The organism is Mycobacterium persicum (assembly GCF_002086915.1).
GTDB lineage: Bacteria > Actinomycetota > Actinomycetes > Mycobacteriales > Mycobacteriaceae > Mycobacterium > Mycobacterium persicum.
Genome location: NZ_MWQA01000006.1, coordinates 1 through 4,986 on the forward strand (window position 1 = coordinate 1; position 4,986 = coordinate 4,986).

At 64.4% G+C, this 4,986-nt stretch carries 6 protein-coding genes, 1 tRNA gene and 1 pseudogene; 2 read left to right on the plus strand and 6 right to left on the minus strand.

The window, feature by feature from the left end; all coding sequences use genetic code 11:
• Positions 1-199: 199 nt before the first annotated feature.
• Positions 200-439: pseudogene (locus B4U45_RS28320) on the plus strand (ISAzo13-like element transposase-related protein); the annotation flags it as partial.
• Between the two features lie 543 nt (positions 440-982).
• Here the strand turns inward: B4U45_RS28320 and B4U45_RS28325 are convergent.
• The 4 genes from B4U45_RS28325 to B4U45_RS28340 all read right to left on the minus strand — a co-directional run bounded on the left by B4U45_RS28325 (position 983) and on the right by B4U45_RS28340 (position 2,795).
• Positions 983-1,228 carry a hypothetical protein gene (locus tag B4U45_RS28325; RefSeq protein WP_075545201.1) on the minus strand — a complete coding sequence of 82 codons (246 nt, stop codon included), beginning with the start codon at positions 1,226-1,228 and terminating at the stop codon, positions 983-985.
• Between the two features lie 124 nt (positions 1,229-1,352).
• Entirely contained in the window at positions 1,353-1,568 is a 216-nt protein-coding gene (locus B4U45_RS28330; RefSeq protein WP_122526370.1) for a hypothetical protein, read from the minus strand.
• Positions 1,540-2,496: a zinc finger domain-containing protein gene (locus tag B4U45_RS28335; protein ID WP_131808238.1), complete on the minus strand. Its 957-nt coding sequence runs from the start codon at positions 2,494-2,496 to the stop codon at positions 1,540-1,542. The genes B4U45_RS28330 and B4U45_RS28335 overlap by 29 nt, the downstream gene beginning before the upstream one ends.
• Positions 2,493-2,795, minus strand: a complete 303-nt coding sequence (locus B4U45_RS28340) for a hypothetical protein (protein ID WP_075545203.1) — start codon at positions 2,793-2,795, stop codon at positions 2,493-2,495. The genes B4U45_RS28335 and B4U45_RS28340 overlap by 4 nt, the downstream gene beginning before the upstream one ends.
• A gap of 615 nt (positions 2,796-3,410) precedes the next feature.
• Between B4U45_RS28340 and B4U45_RS28345 the strand changes: the two genes are divergently transcribed.
• Positions 3,411-3,514: transfer RNA gene (locus B4U45_RS28345), tRNA-Asn, on the plus strand.
• Positions 3,515-3,534: 20 nt separating this feature from the next.
• Here the strand turns inward: B4U45_RS28345 and B4U45_RS28350 are convergent.
• Complete coding sequence (locus B4U45_RS28350) at positions 3,535-3,675, minus strand: hypothetical protein (RefSeq protein ID WP_158006289.1); 141 nt, start codon at positions 3,673-3,675, stop codon at positions 3,535-3,537.
• Positions 3,676-3,775: 100 nt separating this feature from the next.
• On the minus strand, positions 3,776-4,498 hold the full coding sequence (locus B4U45_RS28355) for a 2-thiouracil desulfurase family protein (RefSeq protein ID WP_075545205.1): 723 nt from the start codon (positions 4,496-4,498) through the stop codon (positions 3,776-3,778).
• Positions 4,499-4,986: the final 488 nt, after the last annotated feature.

Here is a 4,986-nt window from a genome sequence, read left to right on the forward strand (position 1 = left end):
AGGCGGCGCGCAGTAATTATTTAGGTTTTTCTGTTTGGTTTGTCCACACTTGTGGTATGACGCTGCCTGCTGTGGACTCCGATCCGGTCGCTGCCCGTTTGTCGTTGATCCGCCCGCATTTGGACGAGCGGGCGTGGCGGTTGTTGCTGGCCGCCGAGCTGATCGCCAGGGGGCATCGGGTGTCCGCAGCATCCGGATCGGGACCCGGCTGCGGTTGTGGAAAACCGAACTTGCCGCCTTGGCCACCGAGGCCGGACTGGACATCACGGTCTGCCACCTGCCGCCGGGCACCTCCAAATGGAACAAGATCGAACACCGGCTGTTCTCCGCGATCAGCCGCAACTGGCGCGGACGACCCTTGGAATCCCATGAGGTTGTCATCGAACCCTCAGGGCAACAACCACATCCACCGGACTGACCGTGAACGCGGTCCTCGACACCACCACCTTGACGGTGCAGTTGGGTGGCTTCGAGGGCGGCGATTTGCTTGTCGGTGATCTTGATGCCGCGGTCGTACGAGTTCCACGGCGACTGGAACTACACGCTCACCGCCGACCACACCGCGACACGCCCGACAACACCTACCTAATTACTGCGCGATCCCTTAGTAGCGTAACGGACTCGCCAGTGGTGAGTTGCGCATGCAGTGTGATCGGCAGGAAAGCATTAACCGTCTCGTCAGGCGAGTCCGTGAATATAGAGATACCGCCAGATACCTTTACTCGGGGGTCGTCGACTAAGCCGGTGGCCAGAATCGCCTCAGGCTTCTGCCCGGGATCTGCCTTGAATGAGCCTTGCACCTTGACTTTGGTGTCGGCGGGTACCCAGAAGTTGCCGCTCGCTTCAAGATTCACGAGTTCTGTCTGTCCTTTCGAGAGTGGTGCAGAATGTCAGGTAACAGCCCCTCTCGTTGACGTCCCTGCCGTCGCGCCTCGCGCCACACAGACCAAGTATCAGTGCTACTCCAGGCAGGTTGGAGCGGTCAATCGCCTCGGCACGCTTCGGGGCGTGATCTGCACTTTTGGATGGCGATCCGCCGCGCCTCGGCTGGTGTCGGGCTCACATCGACGTCGACATCGACGTTTTCGGAGTCAGACCCCAGGTGCAGCAGAATCCGTGGCCGTGAGTCCGCATGCTCGTCGTAGCTGACCATGATGGTGGTGGCCAGTCCGTCGCGGACGTCGTAGTCGCGGCCGGTGGCCGGCGTCGTGTGGGCGGTCGTGTGCACGTCAAGCAGGGAGCCGCCTTCGCACCAAGGGCTAGGGGCAGCGGTGGTCTGCCTTGGCGATCATCGTGCTCATCGCAGCCACCCGCCCGACTCGTCCGCCGCCGCCAGCAGCTCGCCGGCCAAATCACGACGCCTGCTCGCTGCTCAACGCTTCCTGGTTGGCGTCGATCCACACCGAGGGGCGGTCCAGTACGTCCTGGTCGAGGGTGCCGTCGCCGTACTGGACGGCAGCGACCCACACCTGAATGCCGCCGTTGCCGTCGACGCTGCGGGTGATGCCGTTGATCATCACCCGGTAGGGCCGGTAGGTGTTAGTGTCCGACCGCAGGTCGGCGTACACGGCGCAGGGAGGCAGGGGGGGATATCTCTCTGAGTGCTTGCTGGGGGTGGCCCTTCTGCCAGCGCCGCCACGTCCGGTCCGATGCCTTCGCCAAGAAATTCCGAAGTTCGTCGACCTCCACTGCAGCCAGCAGCTCAACCCTGACGGAATACCAGCGGATCAGCGCGTCCAGGTCATCACGGGCGCGCTGCAGGCGGCGCTCATTGACAACTTTGAGGCAGTTCACGCAATCCATATCCACCCACGACAGCCCGGTTGCAGCGTCTTCATACTCGTTTTCCCGCATCGTCTTGGGCTTGACCAGGCCAGCTTCCGCCGACCGCGCCTTGCCGTCAAGATGGTCGGGCGGCGTCGCCATGCTGTCGCCGCAGATGGCCACCATGGTTGGCCGCCCAGCAGCGCGTGCCTTGACCGCCTCAGACTGCAGATACCAGTGCGTCAGGTTGGGGTTGCGTGGAAACTGCTTGAAGTACAACTGGCGTAGGCGATCACGATCTGGCGCCCACTTGTAGGGCCAGTCGCTGCCCAGTGCGTATTGCTGGTACGCCTCTTCGTAGTCGCGGTCGCCGGCGGCCTGTAGCAGCGCGTGCCGTGCGGGCCGCCCGCAATTGCGGCACAGCAAGGTGCCGGTCGATCGCCAGCCGCGGGTGTCCTCTGCGAAGCCGCCTTGAGCGCGATTCTTGTCGTCGTGCCGGAAGAAGTGATTCGCGCTGACAGTGCGCAGGTTGCCACATTCGCAGCACAGCGCCCGGATTGGCGGCTTCGATGGGCCAGGCGGGGTTGGTGGGCTCGCGACCTGTATGCGCCGTGAATGCGGCCAGTCAAGCTCGCGGCCACGTCCGCGGTGCGCCCGGCACGGCTGGCTAGGCTCAGCGCCGCAGAACGGGCACGGATAGGACAGCGCCGGGTGCGGTTCAACGGTGGTCATCGCGTCACCCACACGCCGATCAGCTCTGCGGTGGCCACGATCGCCGCGGCCAGCTCGCGCGCCTGGTGGGTCGTGAACTGCAACTCGCCGACCGTCACCAGCGGCGGTTCCTCGGTGCCGGCATCTATCGAGCCATCGGGGAACTGGATCGCCGAGCCGGTAACCTTGATGCCGGCGACGTCGGTCTCGCGGGTCCAGACGACGCGACACGTGTGGTCCCATTCCTCCCAGGTAGTGGTGGTGTCGGCGCCGGGCGGTAGAGGGACGGTGGACAGAGCTGTTGCGCCGTTTTCGCGCATAGGAGTACGCTCCTTGTGGTTCGTTGCTGAAGCCCCTGGCAGGGGGTGTGAGGTACGAGAAGGCGGTTCCCTTTGGCGGGGGAGTCGCCTTCAGTCATTTGAGAGGTGAGCCGAACTCCCGCCCAAAAGGCGGCGAAAGTCCTTGTTAAGCAGGGGGACTGCGGATGCTGATCTGCATCGGCTAGGTCCTTCCGGGCGTGCAGTTCGCCAAAGCGCGCTAAACAGCGCGCTGGAAAGCAAAACTGTAGCGCGCTGCGAAGCATCACTGAATACGCGTTTCAGCTCGCTAGACTTTTCCGCTTGTGGACCATCTCGGGCTCATCCGGCGCGCTGCCAGACAGCGCGAGTCGCGCCGCGTGGCGTTCGACGCTGCCGACGCGGAGCTGCGCCGGTTAGTCCGTGAAGGCTTCGATCAAGGCATCTCCGGCGAGCAAATCGCGGTAGCCGCTGGCCTTTCGCTGTCGCGCGTGTACCAGATCCGTGATGGGCGTCGGTAGTCCCTTCGTGTGCAACTCCCCACGGGGTTCGTTCTGGGGTTTGCGTTCTCGTCCGCAGTGCGTCCGCAGTGCTACCGACAACAGTCTTCATCACCCAACACAACCAACACGCCGACCAGCAGGTTTTCAACATTGCCAACACAGCTTGAGCCGCCAAACACCCAGAAGGACGGACTGTTAATCCGTCGCGAAAGCTACACAGGTTCGAATCCTGTACCTGCCACCACGGCTCGGAGACGCTGTCAGCTCGACGACACGATGATGCCGACGGCGCCCATTGTCACCATGACGAAGACCAGTAGGTCGGTCCAGGTCGCGACGATCTCGTCGGGGTTCTGTGCGCGCTTGGCGATGTGGCGCAGCCCCGCCAAGCCGAGGTACACCGCACCTGTTACGGCGCCGAGGATTCCCAGCCGCCGGCGAACGGACTCACCAAGCCGACGAGCCCGATGCTGAGGTTCGCATAACCGACGGGCGAAAGTCCTAGTGCCCCTTGGCTGCGGCCTCCGCCACAGTGCCGAGAGTTTGCGGTGCCGGTCGGGCGAGCACCGCCTGGGGCTGGCCGCGTAGTTCGGCGGCGAGGTCGTGTTCGAATGCGGGCACGCACAGTCGGCGGCGGTTCAGCTCGCGGTCGAGCGCTTTGATGAACAGGCCCTGCCCGGAGCGCCGGCAGCCCAGAACAGCCTGCTCGTTCATCACATCTCGGGTGAGAGCCGCCGCCGGGCAGGCGGCCACCACCTCCAGGGAAGCGCGCATATCAAGGGTGCTGGTCACTCCGCAGGAGGGTGAGGCGCCGATTCCGACGATGCCGGCGACCGCGATACCGGCCTGGTGGTAGTCGGCCACGTCACGCGCGACCCGCCGGGCCAGGCGCCGGTAAATCACCTTGGTCCACACGATGAATGCGCTCAGCAGCGCACCGCGCACCGCATACACGGGTCCGCCCTTGGAGTGGTAGAGCCGCAGGCTGTGGCGTTTGAGCACGCCGCCCCACGCCAGCTGCTCGGGACAGGGCAGTTGGTGAATGCCGGTGCGGGCGCTGAGCAGTTCGTTGACCACCTCGGCCACCGCCCCGGGGCGGGTGGCGCCGCCGGCATAGCGGGTGTTTTCGTTCAGCAGGCAATGCGATACTAGGACAACGCGCCGGCTACGTTCGTCTGCCAGCTGGTTGAGCAGCAGCCGGGCCGACTCGCGAGACTTCGACATGAGTCAATGTCTCGCGAGTCGAGACTGTTGGTCAGCTGAGCCGAGACCCTGCCCGCTTTGCCCGCCGGTGTCGAACATTGTCGATTCATGTCCCCTTATCTGTGTTGGGGACCCCCGTAAAGGTGGATCCGGGTTGGTCGTTGTTGTTTGGCCCGTGCTCCCCGCTCCGTGTTGAGGGGCGGTGGACCGCAGTCGGGGTCGAGGTGGAGTGCCCGCAGCGCAGCGAGGACGAACGACCTCGAGGCCGACGAGGATCCGCCGCATACTGGGTCGGCGCGGAGCGAGGCAAAGACGTTGCGGTTCAAATCATGTGACGCCTCCGTGAGTGCTGAGGGGTCGAAGACAGCAAGCGTGGCGTGCCGGCGCCCAGCCTTATCTGGGTCCACGGACGTACGGTCCGGCGACATGATGATGGATGGGGTGCCCGGCGTGCGGGCTGGTGATGGGTGCGGCCGCTCATTGTTTCCAGGGCGTCCACCCAGATAGCG